The 24,533-nt window shown below is 50.4% G+C and carries 27 protein-coding genes; 1 reads left to right on the top strand and 26 read right to left on the bottom strand.

What is annotated here, in order from left to right:
* Positions 1 to 81: 81 nt before the first annotated feature.
* The 17 genes from MKY48_RS10835 to rpmG all read right to left on the bottom strand — a co-directional run bounded on the left by MKY48_RS10835 (position 82) and on the right by rpmG (position 15,969).
* Positions 82 to 318, bottom strand: a complete 237-nt coding sequence (locus MKY48_RS10835) for a hypothetical protein (protein ID WP_076320777.1) — start codon at positions 316 to 318, stop codon at positions 82 to 84.
* 80 nt (positions 319 to 398) lie between these two features.
* Entirely contained in the window at positions 399 to 1,124 is a 726-nt protein-coding gene (locus MKY48_RS10830) for a YwiC-like family protein (RefSeq protein WP_339272037.1), read from the bottom strand.
* A gap of 51 nt (positions 1,125 to 1,175) precedes the next feature.
* Positions 1,176 to 2,690, bottom strand: a complete 1,515-nt coding sequence (locus tag MKY48_RS10825) for an MFS transporter (RefSeq protein ID WP_339272036.1) — start codon at positions 2,688 to 2,690, stop codon at positions 1,176 to 1,178.
* 166 nt (positions 2,691 to 2,856) lie between these two features.
* Complete coding sequence (locus tag MKY48_RS10820; protein WP_339272035.1) at positions 2,857 to 3,504, bottom strand: response regulator transcription factor; 648 nt, start codon at positions 3,502 to 3,504, stop codon at positions 2,857 to 2,859.
* Positions 3,501 to 4,583 (bottom strand): ATP-binding protein, encoded by a 1,083-nt coding sequence (locus MKY48_RS10815; protein ID WP_339272034.1) that lies wholly within the window; start codon positions 4,581 to 4,583, stop codon positions 3,501 to 3,503. The genes MKY48_RS10820 and MKY48_RS10815 overlap by 4 nt, the downstream gene beginning before the upstream one ends.
* Positions 4,580 to 5,044: a GAF domain-containing protein gene (locus MKY48_RS10810; RefSeq protein ID WP_339272033.1), complete on the bottom strand. Its 465-nt coding sequence runs from the start codon at positions 5,042 to 5,044 to the stop codon at positions 4,580 to 4,582. Before MKY48_RS10810 ends, MKY48_RS10815 begins: the two co-directional genes overlap by 4 nt.
* Positions 5,045 to 5,095: 51 nt before the next feature.
* A complete protein-coding gene (narI, locus tag MKY48_RS10805) occupies positions 5,096 to 5,788 on the bottom strand; it encodes a respiratory nitrate reductase subunit gamma (RefSeq protein WP_076320772.1) in 693 nt (230 codons plus the stop codon).
* Positions 5,775 to 6,353 (bottom strand): nitrate reductase molybdenum cofactor assembly chaperone, encoded by a 579-nt coding sequence (gene narJ, locus MKY48_RS10800; RefSeq protein ID WP_076320771.1) that lies wholly within the window; start codon positions 6,351 to 6,353, stop codon positions 5,775 to 5,777. Before narJ ends, narI begins: the two co-directional genes overlap by 14 nt.
* Positions 6,346 to 7,881: a nitrate reductase subunit beta gene (gene narH, locus MKY48_RS10795; protein ID WP_339272032.1), complete on the bottom strand. Its 1,536-nt coding sequence runs from the start codon at positions 7,879 to 7,881 to the stop codon at positions 6,346 to 6,348. Before narH ends, narJ begins: the two co-directional genes overlap by 8 nt.
* Positions 7,871 to 11,545 (bottom strand): nitrate reductase subunit alpha, encoded by a 3,675-nt coding sequence (locus MKY48_RS10790; protein ID WP_339272031.1) that lies wholly within the window; start codon positions 11,543 to 11,545, stop codon positions 7,871 to 7,873. Before MKY48_RS10790 ends, narH begins: the two co-directional genes overlap by 11 nt.
* Before the next feature lie 285 nt (positions 11,546 to 11,830).
* Positions 11,831 to 12,805 (bottom strand): Gfo/Idh/MocA family oxidoreductase, encoded by a 975-nt coding sequence (locus MKY48_RS10785; RefSeq protein ID WP_339272030.1) that lies wholly within the window; start codon positions 12,803 to 12,805, stop codon positions 11,831 to 11,833.
* A 24-nt stretch (positions 12,806 to 12,829) separates the two neighbouring features.
* On the bottom strand, positions 12,830 to 12,988 hold the full coding sequence (locus MKY48_RS10780; protein WP_339272029.1) for a hypothetical protein: 159 nt from the start codon (positions 12,986 to 12,988) through the stop codon (positions 12,830 to 12,832).
* Positions 12,989 to 13,027: 39 nt separating this feature from the next.
* On the bottom strand, positions 13,028 to 13,216 hold the full coding sequence (locus MKY48_RS10775; RefSeq protein ID WP_076321309.1) for a hypothetical protein: 189 nt from the start codon (positions 13,214 to 13,216) through the stop codon (positions 13,028 to 13,030).
* Positions 13,217 to 13,406: 190 nt separating this feature from the next.
* On the bottom strand, positions 13,407 to 14,309 hold the full coding sequence (locus tag MKY48_RS10770; RefSeq protein WP_339272028.1) for an alpha/beta hydrolase: 903 nt from the start codon (positions 14,307 to 14,309) through the stop codon (positions 13,407 to 13,409).
* Between the two features lie 210 nt (positions 14,310 to 14,519).
* Positions 14,520 to 15,128: a DUF1349 domain-containing protein gene (locus MKY48_RS10765; RefSeq protein WP_339272027.1), complete on the bottom strand. Its 609-nt coding sequence runs from the start codon at positions 15,126 to 15,128 to the stop codon at positions 14,520 to 14,522.
* Positions 15,129 to 15,233: 105 nt separating this feature from the next.
* The gene (locus MKY48_RS10760) at positions 15,234 to 15,707 is read right to left on the bottom strand and encodes a hypothetical protein (RefSeq protein ID WP_215163992.1); all 474 of its coding nucleotides are present in this window, start codon (positions 15,705 to 15,707) and stop codon (positions 15,234 to 15,236) included.
* A 112-nt stretch (positions 15,708 to 15,819) separates the two neighbouring features.
* Entirely contained in the window at positions 15,820 to 15,969 is a 150-nt protein-coding gene (rpmG, locus tag MKY48_RS10755; protein WP_076320761.1) for a 50S ribosomal protein L33, read from the bottom strand.
* A gap of 306 nt (positions 15,970 to 16,275) precedes the next feature.
* On the opposite strand from rpmG, the gene MKY48_RS10750 reads away from it, so the two are divergent.
* The gene (locus MKY48_RS10750; protein WP_083659541.1) at positions 16,276 to 17,712 is read left to right on the top strand and encodes a PLP-dependent aminotransferase family protein; all 1,437 of its coding nucleotides are present in this window, start codon (positions 16,276 to 16,278) and stop codon (positions 17,710 to 17,712) included.
* Positions 17,713 to 17,813: 101 nt separating this feature from the next.
* On the opposite strand, the gene MKY48_RS10745 is transcribed toward MKY48_RS10750, so the two are convergent.
* The 9 genes from MKY48_RS10745 to cyoA form a co-directional block, all read right to left on the bottom strand.
* A complete protein-coding gene (locus MKY48_RS10745) occupies positions 17,814 to 18,335 on the bottom strand; it encodes a redoxin domain-containing protein (protein ID WP_339272026.1) in 522 nt (173 codons plus the stop codon).
* Between the two features lie 26 nt (positions 18,336 to 18,361).
* Positions 18,362 to 18,937, bottom strand: coding sequence for an SCO family protein (locus MKY48_RS10740; RefSeq protein WP_339272025.1), 576 nt, complete (start codon positions 18,935 to 18,937; stop codon positions 18,362 to 18,364).
* Complete coding sequence (locus MKY48_RS10735) at positions 18,934 to 19,299, bottom strand: cytochrome c (RefSeq protein WP_076320757.1); 366 nt, start codon at positions 19,297 to 19,299, stop codon at positions 18,934 to 18,936. The genes MKY48_RS10740 and MKY48_RS10735 overlap by 4 nt, the downstream gene beginning before the upstream one ends.
* Positions 19,300 to 19,336: 37 nt before the next feature.
* Positions 19,337 to 19,738, bottom strand: coding sequence for a FixH family protein (locus tag MKY48_RS10730; protein WP_339292896.1), 402 nt, complete (start codon positions 19,736 to 19,738; stop codon positions 19,337 to 19,339).
* A 31-nt stretch (positions 19,739 to 19,769) separates the two neighbouring features.
* A complete protein-coding gene (gene cyoE / locus MKY48_RS10725; protein ID WP_339292895.1) occupies positions 19,770 to 20,642 on the bottom strand; it encodes a heme o synthase in 873 nt (290 codons plus the stop codon).
* On the bottom strand, positions 20,639 to 20,962 hold the full coding sequence (cyoD, locus tag MKY48_RS10720; RefSeq protein WP_076320754.1) for a cytochrome o ubiquinol oxidase subunit IV: 324 nt from the start codon (positions 20,960 to 20,962) through the stop codon (positions 20,639 to 20,641). Before cyoD ends, cyoE begins: the two co-directional genes overlap by 4 nt.
* A gap of 1 nt (position 20,963) precedes the next feature.
* A complete protein-coding gene (gene cyoC, locus MKY48_RS10715) occupies positions 20,964 to 21,518 on the bottom strand; it encodes a cytochrome o ubiquinol oxidase subunit III (RefSeq protein WP_256720416.1) in 555 nt (184 codons plus the stop codon).
* Positions 21,519 to 21,589: 71 nt separating this feature from the next.
* Positions 21,590 to 23,563: a cbb3-type cytochrome c oxidase subunit I gene (locus MKY48_RS10710; RefSeq protein ID WP_339292894.1), complete on the bottom strand. Its 1,974-nt coding sequence runs from the start codon at positions 23,561 to 23,563 to the stop codon at positions 21,590 to 21,592.
* Positions 23,564 to 23,577: 14 nt separating this feature from the next.
* Positions 23,578 to 24,498: a ubiquinol oxidase subunit II gene (gene cyoA / locus MKY48_RS10705; RefSeq protein ID WP_339272021.1), complete on the bottom strand. Its 921-nt coding sequence runs from the start codon at positions 24,496 to 24,498 to the stop codon at positions 23,578 to 23,580.
* Between the last annotated feature and the right edge of the window lie 35 nt (positions 24,499 to 24,533).

Below are 24,533 nucleotides of genomic sequence, written 5' to 3'. Positions count from 1 at the left end.
TTTCAAGGCAGCTGTTTTTCATTATGATAGGCAGGATGGCCCTCAAGCCGCTCCAGCCCTTATTATTTTTCCACAGTAAGACTACGTCCATGCCCACATGAATCCGTCACGATCCCAAGCGATCCGACCGCCATGCAGTTTGCGGAATGCCTTCTTCACTTCCTTGGACAGTGAGGCATTACCGTTTTCGTTAACGAAAACAAACTCTTCCCCGAAGTTCTCGCGTACATAGCGGATGGCCTCTGTCTGATACAAATTACCCGTAAACCGGATTTCCTCCACCATCCATTCGGCCACCTGCTGCGCTGTATATGTCATATGAACATCGTTCCCTTCTGTATACCTTCACTTATTATAACAGAATGGACGATGGAATCGATTTTTATGAAAACGGCAGACTACATCAAGATCATGGACAGCAATAAAAACTGAACGGAACCCACAATCTCGATGATTCCGACCTTCATCGGTTTCATTGCTTTTCCGGAATACAGTAACGTCTTAATGAACGGAAATACGAATGGCAGATACATCCACGGATTCCCGAAGATGATCGGCAGAACCAACATGACGGCATGATATATTCTTGCGTATATCGTCCAGCGCCTGTTTTTCCGCTCACGGAATACCGATTTGACAAAGAACACGGTGCCCGTGAAATATAGGAAATTATACACAATGACGGCGGCAAGCATCGGATCGAAACCACCGCCCCCCAGCATATAAGCAGCGGCACCTCCGGTACAGAACAGCAGAATCGCGCAAATATCATTTAACAGCGCACGCTCCGCTTTCTTAAGGACATGCCAAACATTCACCATGATCAGGATGAGCAGCACAGGTGCAAACCAGAGCATCGACGGCTTGAAGACAAGCACCGGAATCAGAAAAACAACGGCGATAAGGGCATAAACGATCCCCCAGGATATCCAAGTTTTACGTTGGGACGTCTTCTTTAAGGATTGCAGAAACGGATAGGATGCCATATATAAACATAACCAGGCCAAAAATAGCGGAAGGTGCAGCAGAACCGGCTTGGCTGCCGCCATTCCTATGATATAGGGTACACTGACCATAGCCCAGCCGCCATGCTCCCGTGGGATGACAATCCTCGTCTTTTTCATGCGTCTCTCCCTCTCCAATCCATCAACTCATACCAATCCTGATTCATATCTTCAGCCATTCGAACAACGGCCAGGCGGATAATAAGTAATATCGCTGAAGGTACCCACATATTGTACGATGTCACCGGATTCGTCCTTTACCGCGTTAATCGTAAGTAGCTCCAAGTACTCTTCTCCGTCTTTCCGGCGGTTCCAAATCTCCCCCTGCCAGCTCCCGTGTTCCCTGATTTCAGACCACATCGCCTGATAAAACGCCGGTGATTGTCTTCCGGACTTCAATACGCTCGGATTTTTGCCGAGCACTTCCTCCTCCGAATATCCGGTTAACTTCGTGAATGCCGGATTGACGGCATTGATCCTACCGTTCGAATCCGTAACCAGAATCCCCTGGCCGGTGGAGTTAAACACCTCGGATTGCACGGAAAGTTTGTCCTGGTAGTACATCCATACCACAATAACGAAACTGGCAAGCGCAACCTGCGATAAGGCCATGAATCCAATGGAATACTGCCCTGTGGCCGAATGGATAAAGGAAAGCATCAGCGGCGGGAAGAATCCGCCAAGGCCGCCCATCATGGACACGATACCGTTCACAATGCCCGCCTGCTTGTTGAAATAAAGGGGCACGAGTTTGAAAATAACGCCGTTTCCGAGACCGGCACCAACGGCAATGGTTAAGCATCCGGCCGTATATAAGCCAATGGATGGAGAGAATGCCAACAGGATGGCCGCAGCCGTGAGCCCTAAGAATATGCCCATTAATAAGAACAACGGTTTAAATTTATCCGCAAGCCAGCCGCCTACAGGACGTAATAAAGTGGCTACCAAAATGAATCCTGCCGTCCGCATCCCGGCGTCCACCTTCGCAAGCTCGAAATGGGTAACCAAGAAGTTCGGCAAGTACACCGTAAAGGCTACGAACGAACCGAATGTGATGAAATAAAAAAGAGAGAAAAACCACAGTTTTTCATTTTTATATACACCCTTGATCTGTTCCATAATCGGTGTTTTCACCTTGATTTCTTTACGGTCACCTAAGAGTGCATTTAGCACGGCAAATATCAGCAGCAGAATTAAGTACAGCTGGACGGTTTTGGACCATCCGATCTGAGTCGCGATGACCGGTGCAGCAAACGTGGTAATGGCGGTGCCAATGTTGCCCATCCCGTAAATCCCATTTACGAGTCCCAGCTTTTCTTTCGCATAGTATTTAGGCAATGAGGTCACACCGACCGAGAACACGGCCCCTCCGATCCCCAGAAACAAGCCACCGATGACCAAATGCGTAAAGGATGAAGCCGAGCTGATAAAATAAACCGGAAACAGCAGCAGGATAAAGCTGACGATAAAAACAATTCGTGCTCCCACGACATTGGCGTAATAGCCAAGCGGAATCCGGAGGACCGAACCCAGCACCACCGGAATAGCCGTCAGAATAGCGAGCCGGTCCGCCGGAATGGAGATATCTTCTCGAATAAACGGCAAGAGCGCGGAGATGATGACCCATACCATAAAGCCAAGCACCAGATTCATTGTTTGCAGCGGAAGCTGCAGCTTTTTGATCATTTCCATCACCTTTTCTAAAGCGTAATGAATGGCAATTGATCCCCAGCTCCTATTGTACGTGCACCTATTCACAATGCTAATAGGGAAGTTCCCTGAATCTCTCCGGGGAACTTCCCTATTCCTTAAAGCAACAACCCTTTATTGCGCCCTTTTATATACGTAAGGACTAAAAATCTAGCAATTTTTTCTTCAATGCATATTCCACTAACTCCGGGCGGCTTTTCAAATTCAGCTTGTCCATAATTTTGGCTTTGTGCGCTTCCACCGTCTTGACCGATACAAAAAGTTTTTCCGCAATCTCCTTATTGCCATAACCCTTGGCGATCAAGGGCAGGATCTCAATCTCCCGTTTGGACAGACTGTTAAACGGATCTTGTTCCGCGCTCTCGCTATCTTTCTTAATAAACTCCCGAACCAGGGAAGTAGCCATCTGGGGATGGATATAGGTCCCTCCCTTATGCACCATGCGGACGGCGGAGATTAATTCATCATCCGGCGCATTTTTCAGTACGTAACCTGAAGCACCGTTTTTTAAAACATGAAACAGGTAATCGTCATCATCATACATGGTTAGAATCAGAATTTTCGTGTCTGGAAATTCACTGCTGATCTTGCCGGTTGCAATCAGTCCGCTTTCGCCGGGAGGCATGCTTAAATCCATCAATAGCACATGCGGCCGGTGCTTCGCCACCATGGTGTAAGCCTCCATGCCGTCTGCCGCCGTCGCGACGACCTCCATATCTTCCTGGTAATTCAGAATCATGGAAAACCCGCTGCGGACCACGGCATGATCATCCGCAATCACAATTTTCATGTACCCATCACCTCCAGCTTGTCGTCACCATTCGTAAGCGGAATGTTAAGCTGAATCGTCGTACCCTCACCGGGAGCGGAAAGCAAAATAAACTGACCACCGACGAGCTCTGCGCGTTCGCGCATCCCGTACAGTCCCAGTCCGGTTCCCTTAGCTTCATCAATGACCATATTAAACCCGACTCCACGGTCCAGGACGGTTAACTGAAGGTAGCCATTCACTTCACATAAGCGTACATGTACCTCATCCGTTCCTGAATATTTCATGGCATTCAGCACCGCTTCCTGGCATACCCGGTACACAACTGTTTCAATCTCGCTGCCGTAGCGGGCTGCCGCTAACTCCGCAGAGAATTCAACAAGCACTCCGTAGTTCTTTCCAATCCATTTAAAATGGGAGCGGAATGCAGCCTCAAGCCCCAAATCATCTAATGAAGCCGGTCTGAGTTCAACGGATAAATGCCGGATATCATCCAGAAGCCTGGTTAAAGACACCTCGGTCTGGTGCAGTTTCTTGAGCACATCCTCGCCCACATTCATATATTTAACGACGCGCAGGTCGACCAGCGAGCTTAAGAGCTCTTGAGCCACGCTATCATGCAGTTCGCGGGATATCCGCTTGCGCTCGTCCTCCTGTGCCTTGATGACATATTTCAGCATATTCGTCCGCTGCAGCATTTCCTGTGTCTTCTGCTGCTTCGTCAGGTCGAGAAGCATCATCACCCGGATGCCGCGAGCTTCATCGATGATATGGTAACTGGCCGCATAGGGAACGATTCCTTCGCCGCGTGTCTTAAGATAGACTTGGAACGACGAAAACTCGCCATCCGGATAATCCAGATAGCATGTGGAGCAGGTTATGAGATCCTGTTCATCGGTGTACCCTTTGCAGGTTTGGCAGAAGGAACCATCCGCACCAGAATGCATCCTCTCGATCACTTCAATGTCAAGGATGTTCTCTGCAGCCGGATTCATAGCCACCACGCTGCCCTTTTCGTCAATAAAAAAAATGGCTTCCATGCTATTATGATACATGTTTCTAAGCAATTCGCTTAAATGCTCATCCGTCATTTGAATCAAGGCTGTGATACCTCCTTGGCATAAAAAGCACCAAATTCCGTTCCTATTCCTTCCTGAAACGACTCAAAGGACATTGGATCCAGCACGTTTTCCTTGCGGTATCCCACAAGCAAAACACCCCTGACGCGAGAGCCTTCCCACAGCGGTACTGCACCAAGGCTTTTCAACTGCTCGGCAACGATAATCGGGTAATTATACAAGTCCCTTGATTCAATATCAGCATTCACGTTTTGAATCAGCATCGGTTTTCCTGTCTTAAACACCATGCCGGCGATGCCTTTGCCGGAATGTAAAACGATGCGCTTATACCTCTCGTTTATATTTCCCGAGGCATACTGCCAGGTCAATACAAATCGGTCTTCAGCCGGCTGCACCAATGCCATGGACACGAAATCGAATTGAAACCGGGCACGAAGCTTATCCATTTCACTTTGGTAGTTAAAGATCGGCTGATTCTTCATTTCCATTACTCCTCTGACGTAGAAAAGAAGGCCAAAAAGCCTTCTTCCGCTCTACGATTCAAATTTACGGTGCTTTCTATACAGAATATATCTTCTACCCACATAATTCAACGGAACACTCCACACATGCACCAATCGAGTAAACGGCCATAAGCCAAAAATACCAAATCCGGCCAAAATGTGAATTTTAAACGCCAGCGGCACATTCACCATCAATGAAGCATCCGGACGGAGCATAAACAATCCACGGAACCACACGGATACCGACTCCCGATAATTGAATTCCGGCTGTACCGCGTTCGTAACCAGCGTGCTGTACATCCCCATAAATACGATAAACAGCAGGAGGACATTAACCATCATATCGGAAGCACTGCTCAGTTTTCGCACATTTCGAATGGTGAACCGCCTGGCAGTTAACAGTACCATACCTGCCAGGGTTAGAAAGCCAAATGCGCTTCCGATATACACCGCCCCGATGTGGTACATATGATCACTGATGCCCAGTGACTCCATCCAGGATTGAGGGATGGCCAAGCCTGCGACGTGCCCCCCGATAACCGGTATGATGCCTAAATGAAACATGAGACTGCCCAGCTTGAGATGTTTCTTCTCGATAAACTCGCTGGATTTTGCCGTCCAGTTGAATTGGTCTGTACGGTAACGGTAAATATGACCGACAATAAACACAGCAAGGCAGATATAGGGAAAGATGACCCACAGAAACTGATTAATCATGCTCATGATCTGCCGCCTCCTGATTGAAACATGCTTTGAACGTCTCACGCAGACCTTGAATGAGATGAAGATACGGACTCTTATACTTCTCCAAAGCTTTCAGCAGATGATAGGTGCCGTCTTCCATAACAGCCAGCATCAAATCCAGGCTCGCTGCCACTTCCTTCTCGCGACCCTGCCAATTCGCCGCATATATAAACTCGCACATCAGCGGAAGATAATCCGATAATTCCGAGCCCGCGATGCCCAGGCCAAACATCTCATACGTCTCTTTAAGTTTGGCGAGCATCTGGCCACGTTCCCGGCCATCTTCAAATTTATAAAAGGTCATGTACAATGTAGATTTCGCCTGAAAGTCGAAGGTCTGGACGTACAGCTCTTCAATCTCTTCCATGCTGTATTCATGCATGGCCGTCCAGTACGTTCTGACGGATTCGTAGGCCGGGTCCGAGGAGCCAAGCGACTCCTCCATGACCGACGGATGGAAATCCAGCTTCTCCGGATACGTGAGCTGCTGAGCGAAAAAACCGAAAACATGTTTATAATCATGCAGCTTTCCGAGATTAATCACGCCAGATCCCCCCATAGAAGTTTTCTTCGTACAGCTCTTTGCCCGTTTTGCCCTGCAGACCTTCCGGACCGCAGCCGCCGCAGCTTGCGCTGAAGCCTTCGGAGCCCTGTGAACGGTAAACATCCATATGGCTTTCTTTATGCGAAGTCGGGACCACAAACCGGTCATCGTATTTAGCGATGGCGAGCAGCCGATACATCTGCGTCATTTGATGGGCGGTCAACCCAACCCGTTCTAGCCGTGTCTCATCAAACTCAGTCCCTGACGATTGCGCGCGCATATAAGAACGCATCATCGCCATTTTTTGCAGGGCTTCCTTTACCGTCACCGTGTCCCCTGCCGTGAGCAGATTCGCGAGATACTGAATCGGTGTACGCATCTCCTCGATCGCCGGGAAAATCATGTCCGGATTCTCGATCGAATCCCTGCCTTCAAAATAGTTCATGATCGGACTGAGCGGCGGCACGTACCAAACCATTGGCAGCGTCCGATACTCCGGATGGAGCGGAAAGGCCAGCTTGTATTCAATGGCCAGTTTATATACGGGCGAGTTTTGGGCAGCTTCGATCCATTCTTCGGTTAATCCGTCCTTGCGCGCCTGCTCGATCACTGCCGGATCATGCGGGTCCAGGAACAGATCGCACTGGGCCTGATAGAGATCCTTCTCATCCGGCATGGAGGCTGCCTCCTGTACCTTGTCGGCATCGTACAGCAGCACGCCCAAGTACCGGATACGTCCTGTACAGGTTTCGGAGCATACCGTAGGCAGCCCGGCTTCAATTCTCGGAAAACAGAAGGTGCATTTCTCGGCTTTATTCGTTTTCCAGTTGAAATACACCTTTTTGTACGGACAGCCCGTCATGCAGTACCGCCAGCCGCGGCAGGCTTCCTGGTCCACCAGGACGATGCCGTCTTCATCCCGCTTGTACATGGCACCGGAAGGACAGGACGCTACGCAGCTCGGGTTCAGGCAATGCTCGCACAGGCGGGGCAGATACATCATGAAAGTCTGCTCAAAGTTGAACTTGATTTCTTCCTCGATCTTTTCGATATTCGGATCCTTCGGGCCGGTCACATGGGCTCCCGCCAGATCATCTTCCCAGTTCGGACCCCATTCCAGATTCATCGTCTCGCCGGTTACCGCCGATTTCGGACGGGCCACCGGCTGATGCTTCTTCTCCCCGGCATTGGTTAGATGCTCATAGTTATAGGTCCACGGCTCATAGTAATCTTTCATTTCCGGCATATCCGGATTGTAAAAGATTTTGCCGAGCGCGATTTTGGACAGCTTGCTGCCGGATTTCAGCTGCAGCTTGCCCTTTTTCAACGTCCAGCCTCCCTTGTACTTCTCCTGGTCTTCCCAGCGGATCGGATAGCCTACGCCCGGCTTCGTTTCCACGTTGTTGAACCACATATATTCCGCACCCGGACGATTCGTCCAGGTGCTCTTGCAGGTGACGCTGCACGTATGGCAGCCAATGCATTTATCCAGATTCATAACCATGGCGACTTGTGCCTTAATCTTCAAGCCAATCCACCTCTTTCATTTTGCGGACAGCCACGTACACATCCCGCTGGTTGCCGATCGGTCCGTAGTAGTTAAATCCATAGCTGAGCTGCGCATAACCCCCAACCATCTGGGTCGGCTTCACATGTATTCTCGTCGGCGCATTGTGGCTGCCGCCGCGATCCTTCGTAATTTCCGAGCCCGGCACGTTGATGTGTTTATCCTGCGCGTGATACATGTACATCGTGCCTTTCGGCATCCGGTGACTGACGACGGCGCGAGCGGTGACGACCCCGTTGCGGTTGTATACTTCCAACCAATCGTTGTCCTGAATGTCGTGAGCCGCTGCGTCATCGTTGTTAATCCATACCGTCGGGCCTCCGCGGAACAGCGTCAGCATGTGCAGATTATCTTGATAGGTGCTGTGAATGTTCCATTTGCCATGCGGCGTCAGATATCGGAGCACGAGTGTATCCTTCCCCCCGGTAATCTGCTTGTCGCGCGGTCCGAATACCATTGGCGGAAGCGTCGGTTTATACACCGGCAGCGCCTCTCCAAACTGCAGGAAAATTTCGTGATCGATATAAAAATGCTGTCTGCCGGTCAGCGTACGGAACGGCACAAGCCGTTCAATATTCGTTGTGAACGGGGAGTATCTTCTGCCCATTTTGTTCGATCCGCTGAATACCGGCGTCGGAATGACTTCCCGCGGCTGGGCCGTAATGCTCTGGAACGTGATGCGCTCTGCGGCGCGGTCCGCGGAAATGTCTTTTAGCTGCACGCCGGTGTCCTGTTCCGCCGATTCCCAGGCTCGCTGCGATACCTTGCCATTCGTGGCGGAAGACAGATTCAAAATGGCATCCGCCGCATTTCGCGCCGTATGAAGTTTGGGCAGGCCATTCTTGATCGTGTCATCGTAATAAGTTCCGTTCAAACGCTTCAGCTCTTCATACTCCTCGGCTACCGAGAAGCTGACGCCATGCGCTCCGACTTTACCTGTAGCCAGGTTCGGACCGAGCGTTATATATTTGTCATGAATTTTCGTATAGTCCCGCTCGACCACCGTCAGATTCGGCATCGTTTTGCCAGGTATGGCCTCAATCTCCCCCTTGCGCCAATCCTTCACTTCACCGTATGGCTGGGCGATCTCGCTTATGGAGTCATGAGAGAGCGGTGTGGTGACCAGGTCCTTATATATTCCCGGAAGATGGGTCTTCGCCATATCTGAGAAGACTTCGGCAATCGTTCGGTATATATCCCAGTCCGACCGGGATTCCCAGAGGGGATCCACTGCCGGATTAAACGGATGCACAAAAGGATGCATATCGGTTGAAGACAAGTCCGTTTTCTCATACCAGGTTGCTGCAGGAAGGACTACATCTGCGTACATCGGAGTTGATGTCATCCGGAAGTCCAAGGCAACAAGCAGATCCAGCTTGCCTTCGACTTCTTCGCGCCAGACCATTTCCTCCGGCTTATTCTCTTCATTCGGCGTCGAGAGCAGGCTGTCCGAAGCGCCCAGTAAATGCTTCATGAAATATTCCTGACCCTTGGCGGAGCTCGAGATCAGGTTCGAGCGCCAAACGAACAGCGATCTTGGGAAGTTTTCAGGCGCATCGGGATCTTCGGCCGCAAACTTCGTATCCCCGGAAACAACTTGTTCAAGCGTATGCTTCACAATTTCCTCATGGGTGGTTTTCCCCTGCTGCGCTGCTTCCTCCGCAAACTTCAGGCTGTTTTTGTTGAACTGCGGGTAAGATGGAAGCCATCCAAGTCTCGCGGCAAGCACATTGTAATCCGCCGGATGCTGGTAACGGATCTCCCCGCCCGTTGGCGATTTCAGAGAATCGGCTCCCATTTCTTCGTACTTCCATTGGTCAGTCGCAAAATAAAAGAACGAAGTGGCGTTTTGCTGACGCGGCGCTCCCTGCCAGTCTTTAGCAAAGGCAACCGTGGACCAGCCCTCGATCGGGCGGCATTTCTCCTGGCCGACGTAATGCGCCCAGCCACCGCCGTTTACGCCTTGGGACGCCGTTAGAATGACCAGATTCAAAATGGAACGGTAGATCGTGTCACTGTTAAACCAGTGGTTAATCCCGGCGCCCATGATGATCATCGAGCGACCGCCGGTTTCCAGCGAATTCTGCGCAAACTCCCGGGCAATCTGAACCACGATGGATGGCTTCACACCGGTGATTTTCTCCTGCCAGGCCGGGGTATAGAAGGAGTCCGCATCCTTGTACCCGTCTGCATCCAGCCCGCTGTCTGCCTGTCCAATACCATACTGGCTCAGCATCAGATCGTATACCGTTACCACCAGACGCTGCGTCCCGTCCGCCAGCTGAATGGTCTTCGCCGGAATATGGCGTTCGAAAGTGCCGTTGGCGTTGTTATCGAAGAACGGGAAGGAAATCGTCTGTCGCTCTCCACCCTGAGGCTCCACGGATAGCGCCGGCGCAATGACCGAGCCGTCCTCGCGCTCCAGGATCAGGTTCCATTTCTTGTCCTGCTCCCAGCGCTGCCCCATCGTGCCGTTCGGAACCGTGATTTCATTGGTATTCTCGTCGATAATCACCGGCTTCCACTCGGCATGCTGCGTGGTATCGCCCAAATCGCTTGCCCGCAGGAAGCGTCCCGCCTTGTATCCCCCCTCAAACTCATCCAATAGAATGAGGAAAGGCATATCCGTATATTGTTTCGCATAATTCAGGAACATCGGTTCCTGACGCTCATGATAGAATTCTTTTAAAATAACATGCGTCATGGCCTGTGCAATTGCGGCATCGGTTCCGGGATTCGGAGCCAGCCAGTTGTCCGCGAACTTGACGTTCTCGGCATAGTCCGGCGCGACCGACACAACCTTCGTGCCTTTGTACCGCACCTCCGTCATGAAGTGGGCGTCCGGCGTCCGCGTTAACGGCACGTTCGAGCCCCACATAATAAGGTAACCGGCATTGTACCAATCGCTGGATTCCGGCACATCCGTCTGCTCTCCCCAGATTTGTGGAGATGCCGGCGGCAAGTCCGCATACCAGTCATAGAAGCTGAGCATTTCTCCCCCAAGCAGGGAAATAAATCTGGCTCCTGAAGCATAGCTGATCATCGACATGGCCGGAATGGGCGTAAACCCGGCAATCCGGTCTGGCCCGTATTGGCGGATCGTATAAATGAGCTGCGCGGAGATCAGCTTCGTGGCCTCCTGCCAGGACACACGGACATGACCGCCTTTACCCCGCGCTTGTTTATAGGACTTGGACTTCTCCGGATCTTCGACGATGCTGGCCCAAGCGGCGATCGGATCGCTGTGTTGGCTTAAGGCCTCTTTCCACATATGCCATAGCCTGCCGCGCATATAAGGGTATTTCACTCGCAGCGGACTGTATTCATACCAGGAAAATGAAGCTCCACGCGGGCATCCGCGTGGTTCGAATTCCGGCATATCCGGCCCGCAGGAAGGATAATCAATCTGTTGGTTTTCCCAAGTGATGATCCCGTTCTTCACGAAAACCTTCCAGCTGCAGGAGCCTGTGCAGTTCACGCCATGCGTCGTCCGTACCACTTTGTCATGCGACCAGCGCTTGCGGTACATATCTTCCCATTCCCTGCTTTTCTCCTCCAGAACGGACCAATTGTCAGAATAGCTTTCCATCCTCTTGAAGAACTTCAGCCCCGACTTTCGTTTCATAGGACAGTTCAACTCCTTCTGCTTGAATGACAATGATTGGGGAATCAATATGCCGTCCTTCGTATAATTTAATTATGAGTGGCCTCTTCCTTGGTTCCTATTAGGGAAACACCTATATTCCTCCGAGAATTCCCTTGTTGATGGATTGTCGCCCGGACTGCCCCATCGAAAGGAGCGAGTCGTGCACGGAGCGTTTTTTGAACGAAAAAAGGGATGCCCCATAAGACCTGCAGATCTCGTGGGACATCCCTAAGGCAATCATTATGAATCTGAACGGTTAGTCGATCATTCCCCTACCTTTACCGGTACTCCCGTTTCAGCCGACCGCAAAGCCGCATAGGTAACTTCCATGGTTTTGACGGCATCCTCATAGGTCGATAAGATTCCGGAAGCATCGCCTGTGCGCAGCGCATGGATAAAGGCTTCATTCTCTCGAAGATAAGGATTAGCTGCATTGCGGATTTCCGTCATTCTTCCTTTTTCCTTGACGATGAGTTTATCAGGTTGAATGTCAATGACTCCCTGCTCCGTATAGATAGCCAAGCCTACCTTATCCGATTCCGGCAGCATGCAGGTATTGGAGATCGTTGCCACGGCCCCGCTCCTTAATTTCAGCGTCGCGGTACCCACGTCGTGTACCGTTACCCCCTCATGAATGTCCTTCATAGCTCTATGGGCGAACGCCGCATACACTTCATCCACTTCACCAAGCAGGCAGCGAAGCAGGTCAACCATATGAGTGGTTTGCTCGATAAATTGCCCCCCGGAGCCTTCATGTTGTCTCCACCAATACACCTGCGGCATGTCTCCCATCCAGTAGCCAAGAGCCATCCCGATCTTCCGGCTTTCCAGCATCTCGGCAGCCTTCATGGCTGCATCCGTATAACGAAAATGATACCCGGCGGACGTCATTAATCCGGCCTTCTTCACCCCATGCAGAATCTGTCTTGGCGTAGCCAGGTTTGTCCCTAGCGGCTTCTCAACCAGAAAAGGAATGCCCCTCTGCACGAGCTGGGATTCGATCTCTCCATGCGCAAACGGCGGAACGCAGATATAAACCGCATCGGGCTTGGTTTCATCCAGCATCTGCTCAGTGTTGCTATACGCCTTCGCCGAGGCATAGCCCTGCGCCGCTCGTGCCGCCTTCTCCTGACTTGTCCCGACAAAAGCAGCAACTTGTACTCCGTCCATGTTGGATAATATATCTGCATGTACTTTGCTAAACCAGCCTGTGCCTATGATTCCAATTCGCAATGCCATGTAATCCTAAGACCTCCCCTTCGATTAGAGACGCTGTGGTTTTCTTCTCAGCCATTGATATACAAATCCTGCAGCGAACACAACCAGCATCAGGACGTAAGCGATGATGACGATCTCCGTGGAGCTGATGTCTCCAGAATACATCAAATGGACCTGGGTTCCAATGATAATCATGAATAACAAAAGGCCGCTCCCCGATCGTTCAGGAAACAGCCTTTATAGTTATCTCAAAATCATCCATATCACAATAAACGCAATTAACGAAACAAAATAAATGATGAGCAGCTTCGTGAGATTGGTTTTTGTTTTCCGCTCATAGTTCGGGTTTGCCTTCTTATTCTCCTGAGATAATCCGACAAGAAGCGTGGAAACTCCACCAATTAATGCCAGCGCGATGACGATAATATACATAACCAACCACAAACAACCCCATTCGATTATTCATTATATACACTCTATTATAGAACCTGAGGCATCAGGATCAACAGTAATCATCATTCATTTGTCATTTCCGCCTCATTATAATGAACAATCGGCTAATGCACACCATCCAATTGCGCGACAGTTGTAACCATCCAATTGGCTGGTCTGTCACCCTCCATTATGGCTTTCCACCACCGTACGCCACCCATTGATGCAGCCGCTCCAGTGCCTCTACGGCTTCAGGCATCGGAAACAGAGGCCACACATGCATCATGTTCTCGTATTCCCAGTACTCGGAATCAACACCTTCTCGGACCAGTTTATCGCGCAGCAGACGAGCGTCCGGCAGCAGAGAATCATCGGTTCCGACGAGAATGACCGTGCGGGAAAGGCTTCCCATCTCGCCAAACAACGGACTGACCGCCGGGTCGTCCATAGAAAGACTTCCTGCATACATCCTTCCAACCTCACCGAGCCCGGCCGGCTGCAGAAAGACGTCATGCTCCGGTATACCGAGCGCAGCAATCTGGGGATTGTCCGTAGCTGCATCCACCCATGGCGAGAGCAGGATTAACCCTTTTGGTGCAAGCGGCGTTTCTTTTACTGATTGGGCCATATCGAGAGCCAGCGCACTACCGGCCGAATCGCCCATTAGAAATACCGCACTCCCCGCCTCGGCGCAGATGTACTTGTAAAATTCGCGCATTAGCCCTGTCAGCTTCTTTGCATCAATAGCCGGGACGGTAGGGTAATTGGGTATAATTACGGTGAATCCGGTTCGCTTCGTCCACTGTTTGGCAAAAGCGAAATGGGGCGGTAGAATCTCTTCGATATAAGCTCCACCGTGTAAATAAACGACAGTCCCCTGTTCCAATGCACCATGCGATATATAATAATTCATACTCAAGCCGGATCCACTTTCAAAACAGCGGGTTTCAAATCCCTCCTGTTCCTCTGGAAGTGCAGGATATGGAGGCAGCGTTTCGATATATTGCCGAATCGTTCCGGCATTTTCCCATTTATGATTGAATCCCTCTGCGGTCAGCAGTTCCTTTATAGCAAAACTTTCTTTGCTCGGCATATAGTTTTATCCCCTTTGCTGGACGTTATCAATATATGGCAGATTAGTGTGTATCCAGCCTCAATATACCACCACAATCCGCATGGCCGCTGTGGCAATTGATACAGAACGGTCTGCATATAAAAAGAGACCTCACCGATCACGAAATGATGGGTGAAGTCTCTTTACCTCTATAGCTGTTGGTTAAACTCAGGAGTCCTGGCCCTACCTCTACTCTTCCACCTGCGGATCAACATGAATGTCGCTGTCCGGCAGCGTGCTCACCCAACGTGTGAAGGTCACGATGAGACCGGAGCGGGTAGGCGAACAGACAAAAGGCCCGGCCTGACTTGCTGTTCGGGCGGGAAAGGGCGCCACGCGAACGGTGCGCCAAGGATGCTTCCCGGTTCTCGCCCTAATGATGACCGCATCATTCAGCCTGGAGGCACGGATCGTGACACGCTCGCCAACCCACTCCGGCACGGGTGCGAGTGACCAATCCGAATATTCATGGGTGACCACCGTGGCCAGCTGGGGGATTCCGTCATTGATTTCAATCCCAGCTTTGATCCACTGTCCCGGAGCGTTCATTAGCATAAGCCCGGCCTGATCATATAGCTCCGTAAAGGCATCCAATTCAAAGGTGACCTCTATGGCCGTATCCTTATCCCACGCCGCAAGCAGTGAATGACCGCTGTCACGTTGAAACTCATACAGGGTTTTCTCCCAATAATCACTGCCTTCTCTGGACTCAACCTTCAGATGCAACCCTTCCTCTGCCACCGATACCGGTTCGGTTGTCCATTGACCTGAATTCCAAGCAATTCTCCGTTTCGTCATTCGATCACAACTCCTTATTTCCCCTAATAGGGTTGTTCGAAGCTAAGCTGCTCAAGGGACTCTGAGCCGGCAAAGCAATGTTATTTTATGTAAAAGCCCCATTTTCTACTGGACTAAATCTCTCAGTAACTGATCCGCACTGTGCTGGAGAAGTATACAAAAGGAACGGTTATGTCCGATAAAGAACGATGAAACGTCATAGCGGTGACGGGCAGGCTCATAGGTAATCAGCGCTCGATGCTTCATGTTACCCTTCAAAATGTTAGCGAACTGCTCCGCAGGACCGCTCGAGAAAAAAGTTAGGTAGGCGTACAGGGAATGATCAACGGGTTCATCAAGCGGGCTTACACCCGCGCAGGAAAACTCGGTCTCCAATCCCGCCTGCTGCAGCCGGATCAATATCAGGTATAACTGCTCATCGACAGGGGTATTGCCGAATACACGCGTCCGTTTGGGCTGTTTGCGCACCTTAGGTCTGTTGATCCACTCATTTAGCTCCTGCCTTCTTCGTCTCCACTGTTCCGGGGTATGTGTGCTTAGGAGCAGCTCACCGCTGGAATCATGTCGTTCCTGGTTCATCCCATCCATCCCCCTCATTTACATGGCTGCACTTCTGCTACTTTTAGTGTAATCCCATTTCACCTGAAGTCAAATAAGCCGGATGATAGATCCGGCTTACGGTCCGTATTCACTATCGGGTTTCCCGATGAAGCGTTACCCGCTTCAACCGTGGACAATATTTGCGCAATTCCATTCGCTCCGGGTGATTCCTTTTATTTTTGGTCGTTGTATAGTTACGGTCGCCGGTTTCCATGCATGCCAATGTTACCGTCACTCGCATAGTCAGCACCTCCTATTCTTGTGTTTGTTTAATCGTAACAATTACGATTATTCAAACCATACTTTATTCCTCTTTTTAAATTTTGTCAAGAAACCGAAAGCGCAAGCGAATTACTGCCACATCCCAGTAAGAGGGATTACGTTGACCCATCCAATTTACAATCAGATACACCATCCATGTTCAACGGATTGCAGGATATTTGTCATCGTAATGATGAAATTATGAAAACCCTTCATTTATACATAATGATATGATTAACATTACAGACAGAAACAGACTGAATATGTTTATGAAAGGATGAGGAAGGTGTGGAAGCCGGATCGCAACAGCACACAACCTCTATATCAGCAAATTGCTGATGATCTGGAGCAGAGAATATCGTATGGAGAATTTCCACCAGGCAGCTTACTCCCCTCCGAGCGAAAACTGGCGGAGCAAATCGGAGTTAATCGAAGCACCGTGGTCCTGGCTTACTCGGAGCTTCGGGCGCTTGGAATCATAGAGAGCCGTTCCGGGAGCGGTACGCGGGTCAGCAGTTCCAAGTGGGGCGCCACGCCAAAACATACGCCGAACTGGCGCCGTTACGCTGAGGGAGGAAATTTCCTGCCTAATCCCCCTTTTCTCCGCCGGATTCGGGAGGCGTTGGCGCATGATCCTTCTTTGATTGATTTTGCCAGCGGGGAGCTCGCCGGGGATTTGGCGCCGATCCAAGAAATGAATACGTTGATGAGTCAGAAACCCAATATGTCCTATTTCGGTTATGACAATCCACAAGGATATGGTCCACTCAGACAAGCATTGGTTACGTATCTCAAAAAATATCGCGGGATTCATACCACCGAATCGTCCATCCTGATCACGTCGGGATCCCAGCAATCGCTGTATCTCATTACACAGTGCTTGCTGTCACCTGGTGACGCGGTTGCCATCGAAGATCCATCCTATTGTTATTCACTGCCGATGTTTCAATCCGCAGGTCTGCGATTGTTCAGGCTCCCGGTCGATGAACGAGGGGTACAACCGGAAGACATCCGCTCCCTGTACAAGAAACACCGGATCAAGATGATTTTCATTAATCCGAATTTTCAGAACCCGACAGGCACCGTTATGGATCATGAGAGAAGGGCCCAACTGCTGGATACGGCAAGTGAGCTCGGGCTTCCGATCGTGGAGGATGACCCCTTCAGTTTAACGGCCTATCAATGTTCTCCGCCTGCCCCTTTGAAATCCGTGGATTCTGTCGGGTCGGTGGTGTACATCGGGTCTTTCTCGAAAATAGCCGCATCCGGTCTCCGGGTAGGCTGGATGGTCGCCCCTAATTCGGTGGTGGAGCGGCTTGCGGACGCCAGGCAGCAGATGGATTTCGGGTTAAGCGTAGTGCCCCAAAGCTTGGCGGGACAGTTCCTCAATTCTTCCCATTTTGCTCCGCACCTGGACAGGCTGAGAGCAAGCCTGCTATACAAGCGGGATTTACTGATCGAGGCCCTTCAGAAGGAACTGCAAGGCCTGGTGCATTTCCATGTGCCCGAGGGCGGCCTGCATCTCTGGTGCAAAATCGTCCCGGACGTGAATGACAGCAAGCTGCTGGAAAGCTCCATTCAAAAAGGTGTGATTTTTGCACCGGGCAGCGTATACGGTTCAGCTTCAGGTTATGTGAGATTCACTTATGCTCGTGCCAGGGCTGAGGATATCCCATCTGGAATATCCAGGTTCGCTGAAGCTCTGCACGCCACGATCCAATAGGGCAATACAACAGGAACAGGGACAGCCCCCTTCTCCGGAATCACGAAAAAGGTTAGCTTACCGGAAGCTAACCTTTTTTTCATAACCCGACAAATCCCATCCTATCGAATCCTGTCCATCATTTCTCTGATAAATTCAAGGCTTGGCAGCTCACCAGTTACGCGATCCACGATATTGCCTTGGTCATCGATCAGCACGGTTACCGGCAGGCCGCTTATGCCGTATTTCCCTTTGATTTTATTTTGTTGGTCCAACACGATCGGTATATCCAGTTGATGCTTCCGAACGAACGCCTCTGCTTTCTCGCGGCTTTCGCCTATATTAACGGCAATTATTTCAACACCTGGCTCCTGTGCATACGCTTCGTTCAGAATCGGCATTTCGTTCACGCAGGGACCGCACCAGGACGCCCAGAAGTTCAGTAGCACGGCCTGCCCTTTATAATCGGAGAGCCGGACCGGCTCACCCTGAAGATTCACCGCTTCAAAGCCAGGCGCGGCATGCCCAATCTCTGCAATCTGGCCATCCTTCATCATGGATTGAAAGAGTGCATATGCAGCGGCTGCCAGAAGAATTGCCAGAATCAGCCCTCGGACCCATGTTGAACGAGCGATAAGGTTCATCTCACTCCACCTCACGATATTCGCCGCTACTTCAGCAGCGATTTGACGTCCTTCAGGATCTTGTCATATGGAGGATCTGTGTTACCATCATACTTCGCAACGACCGTACCTGATGGATCAACCAAGTAGAAGGACGTCCCATGGATGACCTGATCCGCTGCAGTATCCATGGCGATAGGCGCTTTGAAGGATTGCAGCACAAACGTTTTAATTTCTTCAAACGAATAGCCTGTTAACGCATGCCAGTTCGTGAAATTCGCATCGAATTTACTCAGATAGCTCTTCAGTGCTGCAGGGTCATCCCGCTCGGGATCCACCGAAAAAGATACCAGCGTGGCTTCAAGCCCCGCGTTATCCAGCCGCTGCTGCAGCTCGGCCATATTAGCGGTCATGGTCGGACATACCGTAATGCACCGCGTGAACACAAAGTCTGCGATCCATACCTTGCCTTCCAGATCGGCTAAAGAAATCGGCTCTTCATCTTGGTTGATATATTCAAAAGGCTGGATCGGAATGCTCAGCTGACTTGGTTTAGAGTTGCCGCATGCGGCTGCCACCAACGTGAACACCATGATTACGCCTATAAACACAATCTTTTTCATGTATCTCCCTCCTGTTCCTCCTTCATGTTCGAAAGCCACATCGCAATGGACTTGATCTCGCTCTCCTCCAGAATCTTTTTATATGATGGCATGCCTTGATAACCCTCCATTACAATGTCCGCGATTTGATCCTCAGATAGCCTCGTCCCGACATCCTTCAGACTTGGGCCAACCCTTCCGCTTAAGTCGACGGCATGGCATGACAGGCACTGGCTCTTGTACAGCGCAACCGCCTCTTCATCCTCCGTTGTGGTGATGCTGGCACGAAGCACCGAATCATCCTCGGTCCGTTCGCTGCATGCAGACAACGTCAGCATAGCCAGCATAACAACAATCCATATATATTCTCGGATCAATTCCATCTGCCACCCTTCCTACCGGATCATGGCAACCTTAAGTTCACTTTTTCCCCGGATTTCCTACAACGATCTCTTTCTTCGGCATCACATGCATGCCTCTTGCCGTAACATGCGCAGTCACTTCATAGGTCCCTTCCGCTTCAAATGTCTTATCGATCCGGTAACTGCCGTTTTCAGCATGGTTAGCGTCAATCAAATCATGTTCGTCTTGACCGACCAGCCGGAATTCAAAACTCACCTCTTGCGCATCTGCTACCGGTTCTTTACCTTGCGTCACTCGCGCTTCAAAGGGAACCGATTGCAAGGTCTCCACCGGGCCGGTCGGTAAAATCAGATCAACCTGAATCAATGCTTCAACCTCTGGATCGGGCACAGGAGCCGGAGAACACGACACTAACAGAAGTACACACGCCAAAAGGACAAATAACCCTAATCTCCTCATAAGCCTCACCTCGTTTTTGCAATGCTTTTTCTTAAATCGCAGGCGTGTCCAGAATCATAACAATGAACACAATCATCAAATAATTCACGGAAATCAGAAAATTGGTCCTGGCCCAGCGTACATCCAGTGAAACGATCATTCCGCGCAGCGTATGCCATAGCCATATAACGCCACCGATCACAGACACTATCAGGAATACGGGACCGGAAAAACCGGTAACGTACAGCAAAATGACGGTTGGGAGCAGCAGCGTTACATAAGGAATCATCTGCAGCTTGGTACGCCTGACCCCTTTTCGTACAGGAAGTAAGGGAAAACCAGCCGCTCTGTACTCCTCCACCCGCCGGATGGCCAGCGACCAAAAATGCGCGGGCTGCCACAAAAACAGCAAGCAGAATAACAAAACAGCTCCGGTATCTATCGTTCCCGTGCTGGCACAGTATCCGATAACCGGCGGAACCGCTCCCGACACGCCGCCGACAGCGGTACTCCAGGTTGACTTCCGTTTAAGCCACATCGTGTATATGACAATATAAAAGAACATCCCCTGCAAACCGAGCCAACCTGCAATCCGGTTCACGTTTAAGAACAGGATCCATTCTCCTAAGATACCAAGGACCAGAGCACACCATAAGGCATGGGTTAACTGAATCCGCCCCGTGGCAAGAGGCCTGCCGTTCGTTCGAACCATTTTGCGGTCCAATTTATGATCCCAAATATTATTGAAGATACAGGAAGATGCCATCGTTAGCGTTGTACCAAGCAGCATCCAGCATAACAAGCCCCAGTCTATGACCCATTTAGAAGCCAGCCAGTAGCCTCCGAATGCTGCAACTAGATTAAGCTGGATAATGCGCGGTTTGACGAGCTGTATCCAATCTCCCAGTACGGTGCGCTTCCTCATACAGCCACCATGTTGTACAGCATGATCCACATGGACCCTGCTACGATGACCAGCAAAATGACCAGGCCCAGAACCAGCGAGATCAGGTTGTACCTCGGCTTATTCTCTTCACGTAAGTGCATGAAGAATAAGAGCTGAACCATGAGCTGCAGCACGGCCGCAATCATCAACACAACGGTGTTCCAGGTTCCTTCCAACCAGTCATTCATGACAATTATGATAGGAATAAGTGTCAGAATGATCGAGCAGATGAATCCGATGGTATACGATTTGAAAGAACCGTGCCCTTCCGGGGCTTGATGCGTATTGGACGGCACCATATTAACTCACCCCCATTAAGTACACGACTGTAAATACAAAGATCCATACCACATCGAGAAAATGCCAGAACAAGCTGATCACATTGACCTTCCGTTTGGTCACGGGGGTAATTCCCCGCTTGGCGATCTGAAGGATCAGGGCGATCATCCAGACCAGTCCGAACAATACGTGCAATCCATGCGTTCCCACCAACGTGAAGAAGGCGGATAAAAATGCGCTGGTTCCTATCGTCGCGCCTTCATGTACCAGATGATTGAATTCAGCAATCTCCATCCCGATAAATATGGCACCAAGCCCAGCTGTAATCGCCAGCCAGGATATGAGGCCTTTAACGTTATGCTTGTGCATCGACAGCAGCGCAAGGCCGCAAGTATAACTGCTCGCAAGCAATATGAACGTACTGGCTATAATTCCGCCCATCTGAAACAGGTCTGCAGGTCCCGGACCTCCGTCCGTGTTGCGTTGAAGAACAATGTAGGTGGCAAACAACGTGCCGAATATAATAACGTCGGTCATGAGATAAATCCAGAAGCCGAACGTTCGTACTTCCTCCATATCCGAATGACCCTGATGTGCTTCCTGCAAGTGTGTTTGAGTTATGGGTTCTGATATTTGGGACTCAGCCATTAGATATTCACCTTCCTTATGGCAGCTTCAGTTCGCTCGATTTCGTCAACCGGAATATAATAATCCGTATCATAATTAAAGGAATGATATAGTAAACAGCCTACCACGCCTGCCAATCCGGTATAGATAAATCCGGTCCAATCGAATATGAAGCCAAAACCTGCTATAAACCAGAAAGCCGACATAACAATCGGAACACCGGAATTTCTAGGCATATGAATCGGTTCCAGGCGCTGTTTCTTGGTCCAATGTTCTTCTGACGCTTGTTTCTGCTCCCACCATTCGTCTTGACGGGAGACGTTCGGCAATACGGCAAAGTTGTAGACCGGTGCCGGCGAAGGAATGGACCACTCGAGCGTACGGCCATTCCACGGATCCCCCGTGACATCCCGGTTCTTTGCCTGGTGCTTAAACCCATCCACGATCTGCCAAACCTGAAACAGAAAGGCAATCGCCATGAGCACAGCACCGATCGTGGACACCAGATTCAGCTCCCACCAATCTTTGTCCCAGCTATACGAAACGACCCGGCGGGTCATTCCCATCAGACCGAGCACATATTGCGGCATGAAGCAGCAATAGAAACCGATGTTCCAGAACCAGAATGCCCACTTCCCGATGCGTTCGTTCAGCTTGAAGCCAAACATTTTCGGCCACCAATAGTACAGCCCGGCAAAGTAACCGAATACGACGCCCCCTATGATCACCTGATGGAAATGCGCGACCAGGAAGTAACTGTTATGGAACTGAAAATCCGCCGGAGCGACGGATAACAGAACCCCCGTCAACCCCCCTATGATAAAACATGGAATGAATCCAATCGTCCATAACATCGGCGTTTCGAATGTAATTTTTCCACGGAACATGGTGAACAGCCAGTTGAACACTTTCACGCCAGTTGGGATTGCGATCAGCATGGTTGTTAAAGCAAAGAAAGCATTGACGTCCGCCCCCGACCCCATCGTAAAGAAATGGTGGGCCCATACCAGAAAGGACAGGACGCTGATGATCATCATCGCCCACACCATGGACTTGTAGCCAAACAGCTTTTTCTTCGAGAACGTGGAGACGATCTCTGAAAATATGCCGAAAGCCGGCAGGACAATGATATACACCTCAGGATGTCCCCACATCCAGATCAGGTTGATATACATCATCGGGTTCCCCCCACCGTCAAGCGTGAAGAAATGCGCCCCGGCATAACGATCCAGGAAAAGCAGTGCCAGCGTTGCCGTCAAAATCGGAAACGAGAATATAATGGCGATGCAGCTGGATAGGACCGACCAGGAAAACATCGGCATTTTCATAAGTTTCATGCCCGGCGCCCGCATTTTCAGAATCGTCACCAGGAAATTAACCCCGGTCATCAAGCTGCCGAGCCCCGAGATTTGGATTCCCCATATATAAAAGTCCTGCCCTACACCCGGATTGTACATGGAGCCCGAATAGGGCGGATACGCCAGCCACCCGGCGTCGGGCGAGCCACCAATGACAAACGACAGGTTAAACAGCATCGCCCCTGAGAAGAACAGCCAGAAGCTGAGCGAATTCAGAAACGGATAGGCTACATCTCTAGCTCCGAGCTGCAGCGGCACCATGATGTTAAACAAACCGAACATGAACGGCATGGCCATGAACAGAATCATGATGACCCCATGCGTGGTGAAGATCTGGTTATAATGATCCGGCGGCAAAAAATCAAGCTCCGGCATAGCCAGCTGCGCCCTCATGAGAAGCGCGTCTACTCCGCCCCGAAACAGCATCAGGAACGCGGACAAAATGTACATAATGCCGATTTTTTTATGATCGACAGTGGTCAGCCAATCCCGCCATAACCACTTCCACTTTTTGAAGTACGTCAAGCCGCTTACAATGGCAATCAACGTTAGAACGATGGTGACATCCGCGCCATAAATTAACGGATCGCCCGTCACGAAAAATCCGGAAGCAAATTCTTTTATCTTTTCCCACATTAGAAGCTCTCTCCTTACCTAGTCACCTGGTCCTTGAAATTGAAGTTTTGCGTGTTTTTCCATGACAAACCATGGTTGTGGGAAGCGGCATATTTTGTCACCGTCATCTCGAACAACCCTTCCGGAAAAGCGGAATACGTATGAACCTCGGATGCGGACGGCTCCCTCAGCTGTTTATATCCCTCCAATGTCAGCTTGGGCGACTCTGCCTTCACTTCCTCCACCCATGCGTCAAACTCCTCCTTGGACGTCGCTTCCACGTCAAAATACATTTTTGCAAAATCCGTACCCGTAAAGTTCGCGCCGGACCCCCAATAATCCCCAGCCTCATCGGCTTGCAAATACAGTGTCATCGCCATCCCCGACATAGCGTACATCTGGCCGCCAAGCTGCGGAATCCAGAACGAGTTCATTGGCGAATCGGCCGTAATTTCGAAGCGGACAGGCACATCCTCCGGAATCTTCAATTCATTGACCGAGGCTATGCCCTGTTCGGGATACTGAAACAGCCATTTCCAGTTCAAGGAGGTTACCTGTACGGTCAGCGCTTTCTCACTGGAGGCAATGGGCTTCGACGGTTCCAGTGCATACGTTGCTTTGACCGTGATAATTGCCAGCGTCAATATGATCAAGATGGGAATTCCCCACCAAATCAGTTCCAGCTTCGTGCTATGCTCCCACTCCGGGGTATACGCTGCTTTTCTTCCTTTTTTGTCCCGATACCGCCACACGATGATAGCTGTCAGTATCAACACCGGAACGATGACAATGCTGCACAGCAAGGTCGAGATGATCATTAAATCACGCTGCTGCTCGGCAATGGGTCCTTTCGGATTCAAAATAATGATGTTCTCGCTGCATCCGGTCATGGCCAGCAGCATGATGGTCAGCAGAACCGCTAACCCCATGATTCGAAGTGTTTTGGGTCGTTTCATTACATTCAGCTCCAATCTGCTCACTTGTCCTGACT

This window comes from Paenibacillus sp. FSL W8-0187 (genome assembly GCF_037969755.1).
Lineage (GTDB): Bacteria > Bacillota > Bacilli > Paenibacillales > Paenibacillaceae > Paenibacillus_AQ.
Note: the sequence above shows the minus strand (reverse complement) of the source record. Positions and strands in the feature narration are given on the sequence as shown.

Coding starts and splice junctions, on each gene's coding strand:
- MKY48_RS10785 (WP_339272030.1), bottom strand. CDS start 12,805: ATGGCATTGCGAATTGGAATCATAGGCACAGGCTGGTTTAGCAAAGTA.
- cyoE (WP_339292895.1), bottom strand. CDS start 20,642: ATGAGGAAGCGCACCGTACTGGGAGATTGGATACAGCTCGTCAAACCG.
- cyoC (WP_256720416.1), bottom strand. CDS start 21,518: ATGGAGGAAGTACGAACGTTCGGCTTCTGGATTTATCTCATGACCGAC.
- MKY48_RS10730 (WP_339292896.1), bottom strand. CDS start 19,738: ATGAGGAGATTAGGGTTATTTGTCCTTTTGGCGTGTGTACTTCTGTTA.
- rpmG (WP_076320761.1), bottom strand. CDS start 15,969: ATGCGAGTGACGGTAACATTGGCATGCATGGAAACCGGCGACCGTAAC.
- MKY48_RS10810 (WP_339272033.1), bottom strand. CDS start 5,044: ATGAAGAATCAGCCGATCTTTAACTACCAAAGTGAAATGGATAAGCTT.
- MKY48_RS10820 (WP_339272035.1), bottom strand. CDS start 3,504: ATGAAAATTGTGATTGCGGATGATCATGCCGTGGTCCGCAGCGGGTTT.
- MKY48_RS10775 (WP_076321309.1), bottom strand. CDS start 13,216: ATGTATATTATCGTCATCGCGCTGGCATTAATTGGTGGAGTTTCCACG.
- MKY48_RS10770 (WP_339272028.1), bottom strand. CDS start 14,309: ATGCCGAGCAAAGAAAGTTTTGCTATAAAGGAACTGCTGACCGCAGAG.
- MKY48_RS10760 (WP_215163992.1), bottom strand. CDS start 15,707: ATGAACCAGGAACGACATGATTCCAGCGGTGAGCTGCTCCTAAGCACA.
- MKY48_RS10790 (WP_339272031.1), bottom strand. CDS start 11,545: ATGAAACGAAAGTCGGGGCTGAAGTTCTTCAAGAGGATGGAAAGCTAT.
- MKY48_RS10830 (WP_339272037.1), bottom strand. CDS start 1,124: ATGAAAAAGACGAGGATTGTCATCCCACGGGAGCATGGCGGCTGGGCT.
- cyoD (WP_076320754.1), bottom strand. CDS start 20,962: ATGGTGCCGTCCAATACGCATCAAGCCCCGGAAGGGCACGGTTCTTTC.
- MKY48_RS10765 (WP_339272027.1), bottom strand. CDS start 15,128: ATGACGAAACGGAGAATTGCTTGGAATTCAGGTCAATGGACAACCGAA.
- narI (WP_076320772.1), bottom strand. CDS start 5,788: ATGAGCATGATTAATCAGTTTCTGTGGGTCATCTTTCCCTATATCTGC.
- MKY48_RS10735 (WP_076320757.1), bottom strand. CDS start 19,299: ATGGAATTGATCCGAGAATATATATGGATTGTTGTTATGCTGGCTATG.
- cyoA (WP_339272021.1), bottom strand. CDS start 24,498: ATGAAACGACCCAAAACACTTCGAATCATGGGGTTAGCGGTTCTGCTG.
- MKY48_RS10710 (WP_339292894.1), bottom strand. CDS start 23,563: ATGTGGGAAAAGATAAAAGAATTTGCTTCCGGATTTTTCGTGACGGGC.
- MKY48_RS10835 (WP_076320777.1), bottom strand. CDS start 318: ATGACATATACAGCGCAGCAGGTGGCCGAATGGATGGTGGAGGAAATC.
- MKY48_RS10825 (WP_339272036.1), bottom strand. CDS start 2,690: ATGATCAAAAAGCTGCAGCTTCCGCTGCAAACAATGAATCTGGTGCTT.
- MKY48_RS10745 (WP_339272026.1), bottom strand. CDS start 18,335: ATGAACCTTATCGCTCGTTCAACATGGGTCCGAGGGCTGATTCTGGCA.
- MKY48_RS10740 (WP_339272025.1), bottom strand. CDS start 18,937: ATGAAAAAGATTGTGTTTATAGGCGTAATCATGGTGTTCACGTTGGTG.